The following is a 16,646-nucleotide window of genomic DNA, read 5'->3' as shown; positions in this document are numbered from 1 at the left end:
ATAAAAAAGAGGAAAAGGAGAGATTTCTTATGATGGGTGCTTTAAAAAATCATCGCGATGAACGTGTATCTGTTTCTGTAGAAGAGTTAGTTCCACAAGATCATTTCCTTCGTGCGATTGAAGCGACAATTCGTTTTGATTTTATTGAGGAGAAGTTACGCCCTTATTACTGTGAAAACAATGGACGTCCGTCAATCCATCCTATCGTTTTATTCAAAATGATGTTTATTGGATATTTTTATGGTATTCGTTCTGAGCGTCAATTGGAAAAGGAGATTAAAACGAATATCGCCTACCGTTGGTTTTTAGGGTTTTCTCTATCAGATACTATTCCAGATCATTCTACAATCAGTTGGAATCGCCGTACCCGTTTTATTCATACAAATATTTTCGAAGAAATTTTTGATGAGATTGTGAGGCAAGCGACGGAGAACCGGATGGTGGGAGGACGTGCACTGATGACAGATTCTACACATATTAAGGCCAATGCTAATAAAAATAAATTTGTACATAAATATAAAAAAGAAAAGGCAAAGTTTTATATAGATGAACTAGAAGCTGCGGTAATCGAAGATCGTGAGGTACACGGAAAAAAGAATTAAAACCTAGAAAGGAAAGTGATACCCCTACTAAAAAAACTCGTATAAGCACTACGGATCCAGATAGTGGATTTTTAATGAGAGATGGAAAACCGAACGGTTTTCATTTCTTAGATCATCGTACAACTGATGCGAAGTACAATATCATTACAGATACCTATATAACGGCTGGAAATATGGCAGATTCCGAGCCGTATTTAGCACGTCTACAAGCTCAAATTAATAAATTCGGATTTAAGGTGGAAGCTGTAGCTCTTGATGCAGGCTATTTTACAGGTTATATCTGTAAGAAATTATCAGAAAGAAATATATTTATGGTGATGGGGTATCGCCGATTTGGAAAGCGAAATAAAGAAGTACCGAAAAGCCAATTTAAATATGTAGAAGAAATGAATGCATTTGCTTGTCCGATGGGATGTATTTTAGAGTATGCGACAACGGATCGCGAAGGATATCGTCAATATAAATCGAATCCAGAAGACTGCGCTGTTTGTCCGCTACGTGAGGTGTGCTTTTCAAAGAAACAGAAACAAAAGTTATCACTCATCATGTATGGGAGAAATATAAAGATATCGCTAGAAAAAACAAGCTAACAGTTACAGGGAAAAAGTTGTATAAAGTACGCTGTTCAACTATAGAGCGAAGCTTTGCGGACGCCAAAGAACTCCATGGCTATCGATATGCTCGGTTTCGGGGGCTGAAGTCTGTCCAAATGCAGGCTTATCTCACCTCAGCTTGTCAAAATATGAAAAAAATAGCCCTCCATCTGACCAAAAAGGGTCTGGTGGAGGGCTATTTTTCTAAATTCTATTATTTTATGTTGTTTTCATTTGCTAAAATCAAAAAGATTTCAGAGTGTTGGGAACCCTAAAGGGTTTCCCAACACTCTGGAAAACATCGCCACTTTGGTGGCGATGTTTTTTTGATTAAGAATGTCTTCGCATTAAAGCTCTAGTTGGCTGAACAGTAACAGTTTTGAAATGGGAAAATAAATAACATCCTGTAACGACGATAATTGTACCGAAAATTTGAATCCATGTTAGTTCTTCTCCAAGGAAAATAAATGCTAAAATCGCTGTAAAAATGGGATTGAAGTTTAGAAAAATACCTGATGTTGTAGCTCCTAATTTTTGTACGCCAATATTCCAAAACACCATACAAAGAACTGTAGAAATAATTCCTGTATATAAAAGTGATGTAATGAAAGAAGAATTAATATTGGAAACAGTGAAGCTACCTATGTTAAATGGCAGTAATAAAATAACGCCGAAAATACCAGAATATAATGTTGCCATGAGTGGTGTAGTTGTTTTTGTAGCCCATTTACTGCAAACAGAATAGATTCCCCAAATACAAACTGCCGCCATCATCCATAAATCTCCGCTATTAAAATGTAGTGAAAATAAAAGTGAGAAATCACCTTTTAATAAGACAAGAACCACCCCGAAGAATGAAAGAATCATGGATAAAATTTGAAGTGTATTTACTTTTTCTTTTAGAAATAACACAGAAAATAATGCGATGGAAATCGCGTTTAATGTAGAAATAAGACCTACATTTGTAGCTGATGTTTTTTCTAATGCTAAAAATTGAAAGATGTTAAAGAGGGCGACCCCTGAAATTCCCATCAGTATTAACGGAAGTATTGCAGCGCGCGGCGGAATAATTTTCTTTTCTTTAAACCATACCATCGGTAATAAACAAACAATCGCAATCATCCATCTTAAATTTGTCAGTGTCATTGGTGATGCATGATCAACGAGCGATTTCCCAACGACGAAATTTCCTCCCCATAGTAAGCTCGTTAATAATAGTAAAAAGACGTAAAAATAAGGCATGTTAAAATCCCCTTTGTTGAAATAAGAATGAACTGTAAATAATTTTAGCATTTTTCTTTATTATCTAATATATTCTTTTGTATAATGGTAAAAATTCGATAAAATGTTTCGTTAGAAATCTTATTTACAGAAAAACATTTAGTTTTATATAAGTTATGAGGTGTTTCTTCGAATAATCGTCGGTAAGAAAAAAGGGGGGATTTTGATGGAGTCATCTGTTATTAAGGTGCTAGATGATTTGGATATACAAATTTTAGATATATTACAAAAGGAGTCGCAAGTAAGCAATGCGGAACTTGCACGCCGCGTTAATCTATCACCGGCTGCTATGCATGCAAGAATAAAAAGGTTAGATGGGGAAGGTTTCATTGATAAGCAAGTGGCGATCTTAAATCAAGAAAAGCTTGGATTTGATCTGTTATGCTTCATTTTTATGAGCACAAATATTCATCAGTCTGAAAAGCTTGAAGTGCTAGAAAGAGAATTAGAATCTATGCCTGAAGTATTAGAATGTCACTGTTTAACAGGAGAGTATGATTATTTATTGAAGGTTGCAAATCGTGATCGTAAAGAACTGGAGCAGTTTATTAGAAAGCTGAATAAGCTTGGTATTACACGTATACAGACGAGTTTAGCACTTCGTGAAATTAAATATTCGACGGTATTGCCGATACGAAATGAGGAACCGAGCATTGATTAGATTGCTTGGTTTTTTGTTTGGGTAAAATTCAGAAAAGTGATTGACGGAGAGAAAAGAGAAATGTATTATTATATAAAATTATGAATTAAAATTCATTTGGTATTATAAATATTAACACTGGGGGCAAGGGGATATAATATGAAAATCTTTAATGCGGTTACAAGTGATGTGAAAGAAATTTATAATCTCATTGAAATGTATGCAAAAGAAGGAGTTGTTTTGCCGCGTTCTCTTTTGTCTCTCTATCAATATTTACAATGTTTATATGTTATGAAAGAAGGAGAGGAAGTCGTTGGAGTTGCTGGTTTACATGTGTTAGGAGAGGATCTTGCAGAAGTACGATCGTTAGTAGTTTCGCATACATATGCAGGAAAAGGGATAGGGCGTAAGTTAGTGAATCATGTAATGAATGAGGCGGCAAAGATAAAAGTGAACAGGGTAATCTCTTTAACATATGAAACGGAATTTTTTCAAAAGTGCGGGTTTGATTTTGTGAATAGAGAAGCATTACCAGAAAAAGTGTGGATTGATTGTAGACATTGTCCAAAAGTTGATTATTGTGATGAGGTGGCGATGATACGGTATGTTGGGTGAAATTTTTAGAGAGAAAAAGGCCCACTATTATTTAAGAAATAGTGGGTATCTATATTTTAGTAAGGAAAGAGATGTTGTTAAGAATTTGAATTCGTTTGTCTCACTGCAAAATTAAAAATGGGATTTTTAAGCTCATAGTTATAAGTAGAACCATCGACAAGTCCTACAACTTTATCGCTATCATAAAGGTCGAGCATAAATTCTGCCATTTGTTTTGCAGTGTGGAATTTTGGTACAACATTATCGTATTGGAATTCATCAATATCAAATGAGCGTTTCGCGAACTCTGTTTCAGTTGCAGCAGGAGCTAAAACTTTTGCTTTTAATTTTGCACCTTGTTCTTTCAGTTCGTGAGATAATCCTTCTGTAAATGCACTTACATAGAATTTTGTAGCGCAATACGTAACAGCATCAGCCACAATCGTATATCCACCGCCTGATGAAACGTTAATAAGCTGTGTTCCCTCAATCATTGAATAATCTCGAACGAAAAGGGAAGATAGTATTGTTAGTGCTTCTATATTTACATGTAACATCGTTTCTATCTTGTTTAAATTTTGTTCAGCAATTGAGGCAAAATTTCCAAAACCTGCGTTGTTAATCCACGTTTCAATTTGAAAACTTTGTAGACTTTCATACAGTTTATAAACTTCTTCAGTGACGGATAAATCAGTTTTTCGAATGACAACATCCAACTCTGGATGCATTTCGTTAATTTTTAATTTTAATCCGTCTAATTCTTTTTGTCTTCGAGCTACAAGTATTAAATTTTTTCCGCGAGATGCAAAGGCTAAAGCTGCTTCATAGCCAATTCCGGAACTGGCACCAGTAATAACAGTATATTTCATATAAAATCCCCCTAAGTTCAAATTAATTTAGTATGGTTAGATTTTATTTGTTAGAGTATACTCTAAGTCAAATGTTTTTTATAAAGCAGTCAAATATATGATGGTAAATGGCAAGTGGAGGGAGTATGAGTATGTACACAATTAGTGAGGTAGCTAAATTATTAGGAGTGAGCACACATACATTACGTTATTATGAAAAAGAGAACATATTAATTGCAAATCGCGATACAAATGGGAATCGAATGTATGAAGAATCACATATAAAGTGGTTGCAGTTTGTAATGAAGTTAAAACAAACGCAAATGCCAATAGCGAAAATAAGGGAATACGCTAGATTATATACAGAAGGAGAGCACACAACGGAAGCTCGTTTACAACTTTTAGAAGATCATAAAAAATCTATTCAAACTCAAAGAGAAAACTTAGTAATTACAGAGAAGATGCTTGAAAATAAAATTATTGCATACAAAGACTCGTTGGAAAGTAAATAGCGTACAAAATATTTCGTTCTTTGTTGCATGTTGAAAAGGGAGTACAGGTCTTTGTTTTGGAGTTTATCTATGAGTATTTTATTATAATGTGCCGATAAATTAAAAAAGAGCAGTTAGCTAAAAGCAACTGCTCGATTCAAAGGGATCTCCAAGGGGGAATGGAGAAAATATTATGTTACTACCATTATTAACAGATTATTGAGAAATATACATATGGATTTAAGAAATTTAAAATATTATTTGGTTAATAGAATCCGGGTGTTGACACTTTATCAATTGGTCATGTAGAATATTTATGAATGACATTCAGTCATTTTTATATGAAAGGGTGTAGATAAGCAACTTTTATATGTAGTTAGCTTAATAACGGAACAAATATAAGGATAAATGAGGATGATATTGGTTTTTTAAATAGTAGTTAGCGTGAGATTATATTTTTTAATTAAAAATGACTGACGGTCAGTCAGTAGATAATAGAAGGTGAGAGATATGAAAAATAAAGCTTGGTTATATGTCATATTAACATGTATCTTTGAAATATTTTGGGTGTTCGGTTTTAATACAGCTCATACTTGGTGGCATTGGGTCATTATTGTAGGAGTTATCGCTGTTGATTTTCACTTCCTTTCTAAAGCGTGTGAACATCTTGCGACAGGGACAGTATATGCGGTGTTTGCTGGGGCTGGTACTGTAGGTACTTTCCTAATGGATGTATTCCTTTTCGGCGGCAGTTTCAGTGTAGGAAAACTATTCTTTATCGTGATGGTCGTAGCGGGCGTTATCGGTTTAAAATTAGCTGATAATAAAGAAGAAACTGTGGAAGAAACTATGAAAGGAGCTGCTTAAAAATGGGTTGGTTTTTCGTATTTTGTGCTGCAATTAGTGAAATAGTCGGTGTGATAGGCCTTAAAATGTATAGTAAAGATAAGACGTTGACAAATGGAGCGATTTATATAGGTGGATTTGCAACTTCCTTCGCATTCTTATATACGTCTTTCTTGTTCTTACAAGTAAGTGTGGCTTATGCGGTTTGGATTGGTATTGGAACAGCAGGCGCAGTTTTATTAAATATGTTTCTGTTTGGTGAATCGAAAAGTAAGGCACGTTTGATTAGTGTAGCTCTTATCGTATGTGGAGTTACGGGATTAAAGGCTCTTTCATAAGAAATTGATATTAAAGTTGAATCTCCTAACGATTTGTTGGGAGATTTTTATTATGAAAAGTGCACTATGATTGACAGTACAGCTAGTTATTTTATAAAATGAGTGACAGTCATTCAATACGCGTGTGAAAGGGTTTAGATGATGAATAAAAAAGAAAAAATTGTCTATGCAGCTATTGAAGTGTTTCAGGAAAAGGGCGTTGAAAAAACGAAGATTTCTGATATCGTGAAATTGGCTGGCATTGCACAAGGAACTTTCTATTTATATTTTCCTTCTAAGTTATCTGTTATGCCTGCAATAGCAGAAGTGATGGTTGAGAAGATGATACTTGCAGTGAAAGAAAAAGTACAGAACGAGGCACCTTTTTCAAGTAAAGTTGAGCAAGTAATAGATGCGGTATTTAACTTTATAGCTGAATATCGTGAAATACAAGCATTAATGTATGCGGGCCTTGCATCAACTGAACATATAAAAGAATGGGAAGCTGTGTATGAGCCTCTTTATATGTGGCTAAGCGGATTTTTAAGCGAGGCAAAAGAAGCTGGTGAAATTCGTGATTCGGTTCACGCAGAGCGAACGGCCAAGTTATTTATTGCTCTTGTTGAATCAGCAGCGGAACAAGTGTATTTATACGATCACAAAGATGATGAGCAAGTTGAGCTACAAAAGGCAGAAGTACTAGATTTTTTAACACATGCATTACATATAAAGAAATAGTAAGATGAACCTGTCTGAAAAGGTAGGTTCATTTCTGCGAAAAACTGAATGATAGTCATTCACCCTGTATTTATGTATGTGTGGAAGGATAGAGTGAAATTCTAATGAGTGGGGGCATCGTCACTCATTATTAGCCCACAAATAGTAGGATAAAGAAAAAGCTTCTTAGGTATTATTTTTTGAGAGGAACTTATGGGAAGAGGTGTTAAAAATTGAAGAAACTGATAAAAGAACAAAAGATGGTATTGATCATTCTTTTGAGTAATATATTTATCGCTTTTTTAGGGATTGGGTTAATTATTCCGGTTATGCCGTCCTTTATGAATGATATGAATTTAACAGGAAAGACGATGGGCTATCTCGTTGCAGTGTTTGCGATGGCTCAGCTTATTACTTCACCAATTACAGGTCGTTGGGTCGACCTTTACGGTAGGAAGAAAATGATAATCATTGGATTATTTATTTTTGGTGTTTCGGAGCTTCTTTTTGGATTAGGAAAAGATGTGTGGATGCTTTATGTAGCGAGGATGCTAGGCGGAATTAGTGCTGCGTTTATTATGCCGGGTGTTACGGCATATGTTGCGGATATTACATCTATTCAGGAACGTCCAAAGGCAATGGGGTACTTATCTGCGGCAATCAGCACTGGATTTATTATAGGGCCTGGAATCGGCGGGTTTATTGCAGAATACGGTATACGTGTACCTTTCTTTGTGGCAGCAGTGATTGCTTTTGTCGCATGCGTGATTTCTATATTTATTTTGAAAGAGCCGTTAACGAAAGAAGAACTTGCAGAGATTTCTGCTAATACGAAAGAATCCAGTTTTATTGGAGATTTAAAGAAATCATTAAATCCAATGTATGCAATCGCATTTATTATCGTATTTGTACTCGCATTTGGATTATCGGCATATGAAACTGTGTTTAGTCTGTTTTCTGATCATAAGTTTGGTTTCGCGCCGAAAGATATTGCTGCAATTATTACAATTAGCTCAATTTTTGGGGTAGTTGTGCAAGTATTTATGTTTGGCAAATTGGTTGACATGTTCGGTGAGAAAGTATTAATTCAAATATGTTTAATTGTAGGTGCAGTTTTAGCATTCGTTTCAACTGTAGTCTTTAATTATTGGATTGTACTTCTCGTTACTTGCTTTATTTTCTTAGCATTTGATTTACTTCGTCCAGCTTTAACGACGTTTTTATCAAAAGCAGCTGGAAAAGAGCAAGGATTCGTTGCTGGTATGAACTCAACGTATACGAGTTTAGGAAATATTGCAGGACCAGCGATGGGTGGAATATTATTTGATATAAATATTCATTATCCATATGCTTTCTCAGGAGTTGTTTTAATAGTTGGTCTCGGCATTACATTTATGTGGAGAGAGAAACAGCTAGCTGAAAGTTTTGCGAAGTAATAAAACCCCTTACGACGGTAAGGGGTTTTTGTTTTATCCCGCTATTTGCGGGCAGTAAGACTCCCACCTCAAAATTCGGCGAATGCAAGGAGGGAGGTGGGAGTCGGGTTGCCCGTAAAAGCCCGATTGGTGAGGGCTGATTATAGTTTCACTTTATGAAATACGTTGAAAATCTTTACTCATACAGGACTGTTTTAGTTTTTTTGATTTGATCAAATATTTAATATCAGAGATGTTATCATATGAAAGCTGAACATGGTAATAGTTAATATACTCAAATAATGCAAAAACATAAACAAATAGAGCGAATGATAGCCCGCCTAAAGGTAAGTGGGGATACCAAATTAAAAAATCGATAATAAACATAATAAGTCCTGTGATAATCAATCCGATATTTATTTTTTTTAGTCTTTTTAAATATTGAATAATCCAAATAGGTGTAACAGATGTTTTTTCTTTTTTTAGTCTTTTCCACTTTACGTACCAGTAAAAAGTTCCTTGTAATAAGAGAAACTCTAAAAGAAGAAATGAGACCCAAAAAGAATATAGGGAATATAAATATAATGTAGGATAAGCATAATTAATTAAGTAACTTGTAAAAATAAAAGTAATGACTGAAAATAATTCACCTGTATATAGATAGGAAAGCCTTTTTTCTAGGTTGCTTTTCATGGTTCTTCTCCTTTTATAAAAAACTTTGCATTTTAACGCAGGGATGGCTGTATCCATAACTTCGCAAAATTTGCCCAACCGAATGAATCAATTGTTACGTTTTTTAAAGAAGAAGGATATGTTTTTCTTTTTAAAACGTGATAGTTAAATAAAATGATGTGTTCTGCTTGTAAAAACTCTTCGATCTCATACATGAGCTCATAACGTTTTTCTTTATTTTCTTCTAGTAAAAATGTATCTAGTAAACAATTAATTTGTTTTTCGTAGTGTGGGTCCATGAATCGATTTACGAAGCAACTTTTATTTTTAAATACATTTAAAAATGCAATTTCATGATCGGTAGCAAATACTTCTCCCATTAAAATAATATCGGCATGTTTATCAATAGAACGATCCATATAATCTGAAACGAGAAATGGGTGAAGTTCTACGTGCACTCCTAATTGTTCGCAACGTTCTTTTAGGAAGTCTGCGTCATTTGCACTATCTTTAAATGCGAAGAAGTAAATATGTATCGTCTCTCCATTATAGGTGCTCTTTTTCAAATACTCTTTTGCTTTTTCTAAAGAGTAGGATCTTCCCTGAACTTTGCGGCTTCTTTCAGGGGAAAAGCTTGATGCAGCAATTGTTCGTCGCCCCTCTATATTACGAAGTATCGTTTCAACATCATATATTTCTCTCCAAGCTTTACGAAAGTAAATGTCGTGGTGGGGACCAGGTTTTGTAAAGTTGAAGCTAGCATAAATACAGCCTATTTCTTCTATTTGTATGTCATGTCTTTCATTTTCATTCTCATTTGGTAATTCATAATCAGAATGTATTTTCACATGATCTGGAATACGCCAAAACTCAATACGATCTAGTAATGCACGTTCTTTAAAATAATGCGTGAAAGCTTCTAGTACGATATTATCTTCAGAATAATGATTAAGTTTAAAAGGCCCAGTACCTATATAGTGATGATTTTGGATTACCGTATCATAGGGCAAAATTGCGAGTTGTATTGAACTTACATAATGTAAGAAAAACAAATTCGGTTTTGCTAAATGGAACCGTACTTGCAGTGGTGACGGTGTTTCAATTTGGACAATTTCCTGTGTTAACCATGCGTAAGGAGATTGAGCTTGCTGCAATCTTTTAAATGAAAATTGAACATCTTTAGAAGTTAAAAGAGTTTCATTATGAAAATGTATATCTTTTCGTAAATAAAACGTCCACGTAAGTTGATCCGGACTTAATTCCCACGTATGAGCAATGTGCGGTTCCATCTTTTCTGTAATATCGTTATAAATGACTAATGTATCAAAAATTTGGCTAATAAGATGACCCTCTGTTGTTACAGCCGTAAAAGCGGGATCTAATGGTAATATCTTTCTTGATATAGGGATCTTCAATATGTCATACATATCATTTGAAGGTTCGTATCCAAAATGATGATGTAGTTTATTTTCTATCTTTTTTTGAATTGCAAGAGGAAGGGGCTCTTTTAAAAGAAGAAAGACATCTTTTAATTTCTCTTGAGTTAACAGTTCATTTGTATAGGATTCAATCGCTTCTGCTAAAGTATGTGCAAATATAATTTCTGTTTTATTTCCGCGACCACGCCCTGGTGTCCACTTAATGAATTGTTCCACACTCATTTTCTTTAATAAAATCTTCACGTTTTTTGTACTGCAATATAAAACATCTGCTAATTCTTGTAAGCTATTTCGTATATGTTGTTGGTCTTGTGCATGCAACCTTAGTCTAATATAATAATCCATAATTTTCATATGTATACACTTCCTTCTATGATAAAAGGGGAAACTCTTTAGAATATTCTAACCTTTTTCTTCCTCTTTTTCAAAGTAAAATGAATAAGCATAAGGAGGGGGAAACAATGGGTTTTTGGAGTATGCATCGAAATATAAAAATTAGAATTATAACTTCGTTTTTAACACGTACTGTGTCCACGATGATTTTTCCATTTATGGCGATTTATTTTTCAATAAAGTTGGGTAGCGCGATTGCGGGTGCTTTACTATTAATTAATGTAATAGCTGCATTAGTAATCGGTTTATATGGCGGGTATATTGGCGATCGACTTGGGCGTAAAAAAGTAATGATTATCGGTCAAAGTATACAAGTTGTTTCTATTGCTTGTATGGGAATTGCGAACTCAGATTATGTAGATTCACCGTGGCTAACATTTGTATTTATGCTAGTGAACAGCTTAGGATCTGGGCTTATGAATCCAGCAACCGAGGCGATGTTAATAGATGTGAGTACACCTGGAAATCGAAAGGTCATGTACAGCATTAACTACTGGGCTATTAACTTATCCATTGCAATTGGAGCGATATTTGGTGGGCTACTTTTTGAAAACTATAGATTACAATTGTTTATCGTATTAACGGTTGTTGCGATCATTACTTTATATGTGATGGCTGTATATATGGAAGAAGTGTATGTGGCTCGGAAAACAGAAGAGAAGAAAAATGTGTTAAGAGATATGGCGGATAGTTATAAAGTTGTTATGAAAGACCGGGCGTTTTTAATTTTTTGTGCAGCAAGTATATGTACATTATCTTTAGAGTTTCAAATTAATAATTACTTAGGAGTACGCTTGCAGAAAGAATTTGAAACGGTGCACTTTTTATTCGGAAATGGTTTTACATTTGATTTAACTGGTATTCGAATGCTCAGCTGGATATCGGCAGAGAATACAATTTTGGTTGTGTTATGTTCAGCAATTCTTATTAAAATGCTGAAAAGCTTCAACGATTTGAAAATTTTATATGTAGGCTTATTCATTTATACAATTGGATTTACAATACTCGGAGTGAGCAATAGCTTATGGATCTTATTAATTGCAGGGCTTTTCCAAACTGTAGGAGAGATGATGTATGTGCCGGTTCGTCAATCTATAATGGCGGACATGGTACCAAATGAGGCAAGAGGTTCATATATGGCAATCAATGGAATGGTCTTTCAATTGGCGAAAATGAACGGTGCATTAGGAGTTATGTTAGGTTCATTTATTGCATCTTGGGGCATGAGTGCTCTATATTTCATCGTTGGTATGAGCAGTATTTTATTATTTATGAAGGCGATTGGGAAAGAGAAGTATCAGAATGAAGGAAATGTTTCTCAAATTGGATGAAACTATATAAAAAGCGAGCTAGTTATACTGGGACTCGCTTTTTATATAATTTTTAAAATGGATCAACTTCAGCTAAATTAGGATTGGTGTTAGGGTTTGTTAATAAGGTTTTCAGCTCACCTACTTCTGAGAGAGCGACGAGGATATAACCACTAATAAGGACGATGAGTCCGATGACACGTAATGTTTGCAGTGTAATATCACGGCTATTGTTTTCGGAGTTATCTTGGGGCGGAGAAGGTGGATTGTTGTTCATAGTTAGGCTCCCGTCTGTTTTATTTATATGTGTAAAATCATTATTTAACTTATGGATAGGAATTATATAGTCATTTTCACTATATGAGAACTGCCTATGAAAAGTGATTAGAAATTTTGGGACGAAAAAAGAGGCTGTGATGTGCAGCCTCTTTTTCGTTAAAATGAAGAAATTCTCTTCTTCGTTTTTGTTACGATAATAAATTTAATCCAAAGTACTCCGATTACCATAATAATCAAAGCATGTAGTAATTGTCCTGTAGCAATAAGTATAACAACTGAAAATACAACTAATTGAATGCTTATTAATATAAAAATTAAGTTGAGAAATTGATTCATTCTTTCATCGGTGTTAATCGGATATAATGCTACAATAATATTTCCCGAAAAATATTTCCACAGAGAACGAAGCTGCATAGAAATCATATATAGGATGATATAAGCGATAGCACCTTTTACGTATATATTCGGAATGAAATATAGAATGAAAGCGCCGATTAACCCCAAGCGAATATATATACCGAAATAATCATTACCACGTAAAAATGCTAGTGTATGTAAATAGAAGAAAGTTGCTCGTTTTTTATGTAATAAAGGTTCGATCCAATTTGTAAGCCATTTTCTTTTGTTTACTTGTTTTTTAATTTGCGGAACATCGGTGAAGATGCTAGCGAATTGATAGAAGCGTATGTCCATTTTTTCTTCTTGGTCGATTACGTATTCCCACGGTATTCGTTTTGTAGGCTGTTTTTTCGTATATAGAAGCAGGAAAGCAAGTAGTAAGAGTAATCCGGCCAATATGAGAACATTTGCTGAGTAAAACAGCATGTAAATGATTAGGGCGTTACAGGTAATACGAATAATGAACCATATATTTTTTTCATGACTATCACGCCACATCCAATGTATGTACATGTTCCAAGTTTTCGTAATCATTAAAACGATAAAGATTGTACATAAGAAAGGTACCGTTACTTGTAATGATTGCAGTGCAAGTGGAACGAGAATCAGGAACGTAAATAATAATGGGAAAAGCTGAATGATGTAATTATATAGAAGAGATTTTTTAAAATAAGATGTTAGTTTCTCTTCTAATGCAAGCAAATAGACAGCATCAGGTTTTTGAATAAATGTACGGATTGGGCATCTCGTTATAATGAATGTCAGTACAATGGTGATGAGTAGTAAAGATATTCCTTTAGAAGGAGATGTTTTTAGAAACTGAGCATAGTAGTATGCGCCAACGCATGAAATAAAGATAAAGCTATATAGTAAACCGTTAATCATACGTGCAAAGTATGTAATGATATTTTGCATATGTTGTTGGAATCGACTGCTCCATAGCGATTCAATTGACATGTTTTTCACCTCTTTGTTCTATTATATATGTTTTACAAAAGAAAAAACGAGCAAATTGCGTTATGCAACTTGCTCGTTTTTCTTTTCGTTATTTTTTTTCTGATCACGATTCATTAATGGATAGAAAGCAAATCCGATTACGAATAAACCAATTCCGAGAAGGAACGTTTTTATATCGGATGCGCCGGTTTTAATAACCCATAGTGCATAGCAAAGTGCGATCACTGCGACTATACCATCTGTAATTCTTGCCCGCATTTCATTTTTATATGTTTCACCAGTTGCAACTAGTTTTAACTGGAAGATTGGTGAAACGAGATATGGAATGAGGTAGGCCAGTGTTGATACGGTAATAACGAATGTATAAGCTTCCGCAATTGTTCCTGATAGTGTTGAGAATAAGAACACTTGCGACATAATGTTTGTTAGTCGTAATGAATAAATTGGGCTTCCTTTTTTATTTGTTTTCGTAAAGAAGGAAGGGAAGAAACCTTCTTTTGCTGCTTGGTATGGTACTTCCGAGCTTAATAAAATCCAGCCTAAGATAGAACCGAATAGGGAAGTAAGAGCAAGTAATGCCATAAGTTTCCCACCGCCGTGACCCATTGCAGCGTTTAATGCATCTGCTAATGGACGTTCAGAAGCTTGTAATTTATCAACGTGAAGTACACCCATTGTTAAAATTGTAATTCCTAAATAAATTGCAACTGTTATTAATAAACCGGCAACAGTCGCACGTTTTACCGTTTTGGGAGAAGTAGCTCGGTTTGATAAAAGAACGGCGGATTCAATCCCAATAAATGCCCAAAGCGTTGTAAGAGCCGCTAAATTCACTTGTGAAAGGAGACCGTGTGATACGCCTTCTTTATCGATCATCGGTGTGTACCATTGTCCAAACTTTGAAGCTTCGAACGCAAATAACGTAACGACAATGAATAGAAGGAATCCAGTTACTTTCGTTGTTGTTGCTAAGAAGTTTAGTTTCCCAGCTCCGCTTACACCGTTTGTTAATATTAAATGAGTTCCCCAAAGTAAGACGGAACAAATAGTAAATGTAATGAGCTTTCCAACTTCTATATCGAACGAGCCGATTGAAAATAATAGTCGCGTATCTTTCATAATCGGGAAGAAGAGTGATAAATATCCCGCGAAAGATGTAATGATGGCAACGTTACTTGCCCAGTTTGCAACCCAATATCCCCATACCATGCTGAAACCAGCCATTTTCTTTCTTTTTGGTGTTGAGAATAAAGCATATGCATGACTTTGTGGTCCTGTCGTTAAATCAGGACGACGAATTGCTAAATTACCGAAAACAAGAGCTAGCATTAAAACACCAAACCCTGTTGTTAACCAAGCTAAAGTAACACCGAGAGGGCTAGCAGTTTGTGCTAACGTACTTGGCACCATGAAAATACCAGCGCCAACCATGTTACCGACAACGAAAGCTGTTAGTACCCAAAAGCCCCATTTTTTTTGTTGCATAGAAAATACCTCCAAAGTTAGTATAACCAAGTCAAGCGAGGAGATATGTATGTCTTCCTGATAAGGAAGAGAAGGTCCAAACAAAACAAAAAAAGCACGTAATTTGCCGCTACATGCTTTCTATCTTATAAGAAACCCACGACATACCTCTCGATAGCTCTCCACAAACGAAACGTTTGTGACAGTTCTGCACTTATTAAATGCAGACCCAGCAAGCGTGCATGGTGGACACGACTTACTTCGGCAATCATTCCTTTCTCATTCCTTCATCAATGCCACTACATCTCCTGAAATGATACTCTTAATGACTGCAACCTCTACCTCACCGAGATACGAATGAGGATTTAAATATTAAATTAACGTATTTAAGAGTAACAAATGTATTTTTATACGTCAATGGATATGGTAATAATCAGATTATAGAGAAGAGTTTGTGATTAAAAGTGAGAGGGATTGTTATACAATATTTGAATTTTCGTAATATAATACATGTTATTAGCGCTAGAAGATTGAGAAGGGGATGAAGTATATGTCTGTATGTAATAAAAAATCCGTAATAGGTGTACTAGATTCAGGGGTCGGGGGATTAACAGTTGCTAGTGAGATTATGCGTCAATTGCCTAAAGAGAGCATTTACTATATTGGTGATAATGAGCGTTGTCCGTATGGGCCAAGAAGTGTAGAGGAGGTACAATCTTTCATATTTGAAATGGTTGAGTTCCTCAAACAGTTTCCATTAAAAGCTCTAGTGGTAGCATGTAATACTGGTGCAGCTGCTGCATTGACTGATTTGCAAGAAGCACTTTCCATTCCAGTTATTGGCGTTATACATCCGGGAGCAAGAGCTGCAATTAAAGTGACAAAGAAAGGGAAAATAGGGGTAATTGGAACTGTAGGTACGATAAAATCTAACATGTACGAAAAAGCATTACACGAGCTTGATACATATTTGGAAGTGCATAGTCATGCGTGTCCGACTTTAGCTACAGTTGTAGAAAATCACTTAGAAGATACAGCATATGTAACGCAGCAAGTGAAACAAGCTTTACTGCCATTAACGAAAGAAGATATAGATACGTTAATTCTTGGGTGTACGCATTATCCACTTTTAGAGTCCTATATAAAAAAGGAGTTAGGAGAGGCTGTGACAATTATTAGCTCTGCAGAAGAAACAGCGATAGAGTTAAGTACCATTTTACAGCACAAAGGAATTTTGTCTGACAATCTTAATCCGAAGCATCGATTTTTTACAACAGGCTCTGTTTTATCGTTTGAACATATTGCTGAGCGTTGGCTAGGGTATCAAATTTCTGTAGAATGTGTGAATTTACCTATGGAAAAACAACTCGTGAACTAAATTGTATAAAA

At 35.1% G+C, this 16,646-nt stretch carries 16 protein-coding genes, 1 pseudogene and 1 riboswitch; of the genes and pseudogenes, 10 read left to right on the top strand and 7 right to left on the bottom strand.

Translation table 11 applies throughout. The features are described 5' to 3' along the window. The first annotated feature begins 29 nt into the window (after positions 1-29). A pseudogene (locus CDB3_RS20005) lies at positions 30-1,470 on the top strand (IS1182 family transposase). 55 nt (positions 1,471-1,525) lie between these two features. On the opposite strand, the gene CDB3_RS20000 reads toward CDB3_RS20005, so the two are convergent. Then, complete coding sequence (locus CDB3_RS20000; protein WP_128855707.1) at positions 1,526-2,437, bottom strand: DMT family transporter; 912 nt, start codon at positions 2,435-2,437, stop codon at positions 1,526-1,528. A 205-nt stretch (positions 2,438-2,642) separates the two neighbouring features. Between CDB3_RS20000 and CDB3_RS19995 the strand changes: the two genes are divergently transcribed. Further along, positions 2,643-3,137 carry an Lrp/AsnC family transcriptional regulator gene (locus tag CDB3_RS19995; RefSeq protein ID WP_128855706.1) on the top strand — a complete coding sequence of 165 codons (495 nt, stop codon included), beginning with the start codon at positions 2,643-2,645 and terminating at the stop codon, positions 3,135-3,137. A gap of 138 nt (positions 3,138-3,275) precedes the next feature. Further along, the gene (locus tag CDB3_RS19990) at positions 3,276-3,731 is read left to right on the top strand and encodes an N-acetyltransferase (RefSeq protein ID WP_128855705.1); all 456 of its coding nucleotides are present in this window, start codon (positions 3,276-3,278) and stop codon (positions 3,729-3,731) included. A 77-nt stretch (positions 3,732-3,808) separates the two neighbouring features. On the opposite strand, the gene CDB3_RS19985 is transcribed toward CDB3_RS19990, so the two are convergent. Next, the gene (locus CDB3_RS19985) at positions 3,809-4,579 is read right to left on the bottom strand and encodes an SDR family NAD(P)-dependent oxidoreductase (RefSeq protein WP_128855704.1); all 771 of its coding nucleotides are present in this window, start codon (positions 4,577-4,579) and stop codon (positions 3,809-3,811) included. Between the two features lie 131 nt (positions 4,580-4,710). Between CDB3_RS19985 and CDB3_RS19980 the strand changes: the two genes are divergently transcribed. The 5 genes from CDB3_RS19980 to CDB3_RS19960 all read left to right on the top strand — a co-directional run bounded on the left by CDB3_RS19980 (position 4,711) and on the right by CDB3_RS19960 (position 8,365). Beyond that, complete coding sequence (locus CDB3_RS19980) at positions 4,711-5,070, top strand: MerR family transcriptional regulator (protein ID WP_097831260.1); 360 nt, start codon at positions 4,711-4,713, stop codon at positions 5,068-5,070. Between the two features lie 489 nt (positions 5,071-5,559). After that, positions 5,560-5,916 (top strand): DMT family transporter, encoded by a 357-nt coding sequence (locus tag CDB3_RS19975; RefSeq protein WP_128855703.1) that lies wholly within the window; start codon positions 5,560-5,562, stop codon positions 5,914-5,916. A gap of 2 nt (positions 5,917-5,918) precedes the next feature. Then, positions 5,919-6,233: a DMT family transporter gene (locus tag CDB3_RS19970; protein WP_097809534.1), complete on the top strand. Its 315-nt coding sequence runs from the start codon at positions 5,919-5,921 to the stop codon at positions 6,231-6,233. A 138-nt stretch (positions 6,234-6,371) separates the two neighbouring features. Continuing rightward, the gene (locus tag CDB3_RS19965) at positions 6,372-6,950 is read left to right on the top strand and encodes a TetR/AcrR family transcriptional regulator (protein ID WP_128855702.1); all 579 of its coding nucleotides are present in this window, start codon (positions 6,372-6,374) and stop codon (positions 6,948-6,950) included. A 212-nt stretch (positions 6,951-7,162) separates the two neighbouring features. Then, a complete protein-coding gene (locus CDB3_RS19960; RefSeq protein WP_128855701.1) occupies positions 7,163-8,365 on the top strand; it encodes an MFS transporter in 1,203 nt (400 codons plus the stop codon). Between the two features lie 153 nt (positions 8,366-8,518). Here the strand turns inward: CDB3_RS19960 and CDB3_RS19955 are convergent, their stop codons facing one another. Both CDB3_RS19955 and CDB3_RS19950 read right to left on the bottom strand, forming a co-directional pair. After that, complete coding sequence (locus CDB3_RS19955; RefSeq protein ID WP_128855700.1) at positions 8,519-9,037, bottom strand: general stress protein; 519 nt, start codon at positions 9,035-9,037, stop codon at positions 8,519-8,521. 32 nt (positions 9,038-9,069) lie between these two features. Continuing rightward, a complete protein-coding gene (locus CDB3_RS19950; RefSeq protein WP_128855699.1) occupies positions 9,070-10,809 on the bottom strand; it encodes an SgrR family transcriptional regulator in 1,740 nt (579 codons plus the stop codon). Between the two features lie 107 nt (positions 10,810-10,916). Between CDB3_RS19950 and CDB3_RS19945 the strand changes: the two genes are divergently transcribed. After that, positions 10,917-12,179: an MDR family MFS transporter gene (locus CDB3_RS19945; RefSeq protein WP_256869891.1), complete on the top strand. Its 1,263-nt coding sequence runs from the start codon at positions 10,917-10,919 to the stop codon at positions 12,177-12,179. Between the two features lie 52 nt (positions 12,180-12,231). Here the strand turns inward: CDB3_RS19945 and CDB3_RS19940 are convergent, their stop codons facing one another. The 3 genes from CDB3_RS19940 to CDB3_RS19930 form a co-directional block, all read right to left on the bottom strand. After that, positions 12,232-12,435: a hypothetical protein gene (locus tag CDB3_RS19940; protein WP_128855697.1), complete on the bottom strand. Its 204-nt coding sequence runs from the start codon at positions 12,433-12,435 to the stop codon at positions 12,232-12,234. 158 nt (positions 12,436-12,593) lie between these two features. After that, on the bottom strand, positions 12,594-13,793 hold the full coding sequence (locus tag CDB3_RS19935; protein WP_128855696.1) for an ABC transporter permease: 1,200 nt from the start codon (positions 13,791-13,793) through the stop codon (positions 12,594-12,596). Positions 13,794-13,853: 60 nt separating this feature from the next. Further along, positions 13,854-15,278, bottom strand: a complete 1,425-nt coding sequence (locus tag CDB3_RS19930) for an amino acid permease (RefSeq protein WP_097831248.1) — start codon at positions 15,276-15,278, stop codon at positions 13,854-13,856. Between the two features lie 146 nt (positions 15,279-15,424). Beyond that, positions 15,425-15,606, bottom strand: a riboswitch (Lysine riboswitch). 201 nt (positions 15,607-15,807) lie between these two features. On the opposite strand from CDB3_RS19930, the gene racE reads away from it, so the two are divergent. After that, positions 15,808-16,635 (top strand): glutamate racemase, encoded by an 828-nt coding sequence (gene racE / locus CDB3_RS19925; RefSeq protein WP_071151040.1) that lies wholly within the window; start codon positions 15,808-15,810, stop codon positions 16,633-16,635. Positions 16,636-16,646: the final 11 nt, after the last annotated feature.

This window comes from Bacillus sp. CDB3 (genome assembly GCF_002081505.1).
Classification (GTDB): Bacteria; Bacillota; Bacilli; order Bacillales; family Bacillaceae_G; genus Bacillus_A; species Bacillus_A cereus_AT.
The sequence above is the reverse complement of the archived record's forward strand: the minus strand, read 5'-3'. Positions and strand labels throughout refer to the sequence as shown.